The sequence below is a fragment of the Mesorhizobium sp. M1A.F.Ca.IN.020.06.1.1 genome (assembly GCF_004023265.1).
Taxonomy (GTDB): domain Bacteria; phylum Pseudomonadota; class Alphaproteobacteria; order Rhizobiales; family Rhizobiaceae; genus Mesorhizobium.
Map to the genome: position 1 here is coordinate 1 of NZ_RZSR01000817.1, position 2,750 is coordinate 2,750.

General features: G+C 64.6%; 2 protein-coding genes and 2 pseudogenes. All 4 read right to left on the reverse strand.

The features are described from left to right. Window positions 1-579: pseudogene (locus EOA60_RS27425) on the reverse strand (electron transfer flavoprotein subunit alpha/FixB family protein); the annotation flags it as partial. Between the two features lie 23 nt (window positions 580-602). Continuing rightward, window positions 603-1,352: an electron transfer flavoprotein subunit beta/FixA family protein gene (locus tag EOA60_RS27430; protein WP_067319088.1), complete on the reverse strand. Its 750-nt coding sequence runs from the start codon at window positions 1,350-1,352 to the stop codon at window positions 603-605. A 248-nt stretch (window positions 1,353-1,600) separates the two neighbouring features. Then, window positions 1,601-2,410 (reverse strand): rhomboid family intramembrane serine protease, encoded by an 810-nt coding sequence (locus tag EOA60_RS27435; RefSeq protein WP_095823963.1) that lies wholly within the window; start codon window positions 2,408-2,410, stop codon window positions 1,601-1,603. Window positions 2,411-2,435: 25 nt separating this feature from the next. Further along, a pseudogene (locus tag EOA60_RS27440) lies at window positions 2,436-2,750 on the reverse strand (ATP:cob(I)alamin adenosyltransferase); the annotation flags it as partial.

A 2,750-nucleotide genomic window follows, 5' to 3' on the forward strand; every position in this document is an offset into this window, starting at 1 on the left:
GGCCGAGGTCAACTCGGGACGGTCGTTTTCGGAGAGCTTGTTCTCGACGAAGGAGGAGAGGCCGGGATTGGCGGCGGCGTTCACCGTCTCGACCGAAGCCGAGCCGCCCTCGGGCGCTCCTTGGAAGGAGGCGGTGCGCACCGTGATCACCTTCTTGGCGTCGGTCGACTGCACGGTCTGGATGGCGTTGCCGGCATAGATCGGCCGCTTGAAGGTGTCGGGCGAGACCACCTCGATGATCTCCGAGACCTGCGCGACGTCGAGCAGGGCCGCCACGCGCGGCGCGACGTTCTTGCCCGCTGAGGTGGCGGGGGCGACGATCGCGTCATAGGAGCCGGCGAGCGAGACGACGAGCGCAGCCAGCGGCTCCGCCAGGCGCTCGGAGAGCTCGTCGGCCTCGGCCAGCAGGACTTTGCGAACACCCTTCAGCTTGGCGGCCGCGTCGCTTGCCGCCTTGGCGCCTTTACCGGCGACCAGCACATCGACATCCGAGCCGATCTGCAGGGCCGCCGCGAGCGCCTTGGCGGTCTGGTCGGAAAGGCTTGCGTTGTCGTGTTCGGCGATGAGGAGAATTGCCATTTTCCTGTTCCTTTCCTGACCGCTTAGAGCACGCCGGCTTCGTTCTTGAGCTTCTCGACCAGCTCGGCGACGCTCTTGACCTTGACGCCCGCCTTGCGGCCGCCGGGCTCCTCGGTCTTGATCACCCTCAGGCGCGGCTTGACGTCGGCGCCGTAGTCGGCCGGGCTCTTTTCGTCGAGCGGCTTCTTCTTGGCTTTCATGATGTTGGGCAGCGATGCATAGCGCGGCTGGTTCAAGCGAAGGTCGGCGGTCACGATCGCCGGCATTTTCAGCTCAACCGTCTGCAGGCCGCCGTCGACCTCACGCGTCACCTTGGCATGATCGCCGGCGAGCTCGATCCTGGAGGCGAAGGTGCCTTGCGCCCAGCCGAGCAGCGCCGCCAGCATCTGGCCGGTCTGATTGCTGTCGTCGTCGATCGCCTGCTTGCCAAGGATGACGAGGCCGGGCTTCTCGGCCTCGACGACGCCCTTCAACACCTTGGCGACACCCAGCGGCTCGGTCTGCTCGTCGGTCTTGACCAGGATGGCCCGGTCGGCGCCCATTGCGAGCGCGGTGCGCAGCGTCTCCTGCGCCTGCTGCGGGCCGATCGAGACGACGATGATCTCCTCGGCCTTGCCGGCTTCCTTGATCCGGATCGCTTCCTCGACCGCGATCTCGTCGAACGGGTTCATCGCCATCTTGACGTTGGCAAGCTCGACGCCCAGTCCGTCAGCCTTGACGCGGACCTTGACGTTCGCGTCCACAACCCGCTTCACGGGCACAAGGATCTTCATTTTCCTGTCACCTCTCCTGAGATAGTCGGGCGCGCTATAGCAGTGTGCGCCTTGTCAGAGTTGTCGAAAGCCGACATTCCGGGCGGAATTCTGGTCTCCAACGGCCAAGAAGCAGTTCCACCCCGATGTTTCGGTTGAGCATGATCGTTCCGAAAAGCGGTTCCCACTTTTCGGGATCATGCTCTGTGGTGGCGTTCCGTAGTGGCGGCAATCCGGCGCGTCAATATGCACGTCGCACTCAAATCGGTTCAGTCTGGCGGCGACGCCGCGCCGCGGCCCCATCGAGGCGCCGGCTGTGCCGGCGCCTCGGGCGCTGGTCCGGGCTCGATCGGGAGAGGGACGTTCTGGACCTTCGGCGTCGGGTCCGGCTCGCCGTCTGCGCCGGCAAGCAGCGGCACGCCGCGGCTGCGCAGCACCAGGACGAGAACGGCGCCGGCAATGATGCCGCCGATGTGGCAGGCCCAGGAAATCTGATCCTCTCCGCCGGCGGCAAACATCACGATCTGGAACAGGATCCAAAGGACGAGCGGGATGAAGGCGGGGATGCGCAGAGGAATGCGCGCAAAGACCAACACCCACACCTTAACCTTCGGATAGAGGATCAGATAGGCCGCAACCACGCCGGCGATGGCGCCCGAAGCGCCGATCAGCGGCACCTGGGAATCCCAGCCGACCAAGCCTTGAAAGAAAGCGCCCGCCGCCGCGCAGGCGAGGTAGAAGATCAGGTAGCGGATATGGCCGAGCGCGTCCTCGACATTGTCGCCGAACACCCACAGGAACAGCATGTTGCCGCCGAGATGGAAGATGTCGGCATGCAGGAAGGAATAGGTGAGATAGCTGAGGCTTTCGGGAATGACGACGAATTCGGGCGACAGCTCCACCTTGTCATGGACGACAGAGGGGATGAAGCCGAGGCCAAGCACTGCGGCATTGGTGAAGCTCTCGCCGCCAAGCGTGGTCGCGAGATAGACCAAGGCATTCGCGGCGATCAGGCCGATCGTCACATATTGCAGGCGGATGTGGCGGAGCCTGTTGGTATCGTAGAGCGGGATGAACATCGGACCCTCCCGCCATACCCGGTTGTCAGCGGTTCTTGCCGGGAACCCATAGCACGTCGGCATTTCCGTTGTCATTGACCGCCCGGGCGGCGACGAACAGGAAGTCGGAGACGCGGTTGATGTATTTCAGCGCTTCGCGGTTGACGTGCTCGGCCGGGTCCTGCGCCAGCGCCACCATGAGGCGTTCGGCGCGCCGTGTTACGGTGCGCGCAAAATGCAGGGCTGCCGCGGCAGGCGTGCCGCCGTTCAGCACGAAGGATTTCAGCGGCTGCAGGTCCTTGTTGAGAGCATCGATGTCCTTTTCGACGCGCCCGGTCTGCGCGGCGACGATGCGCAGCGG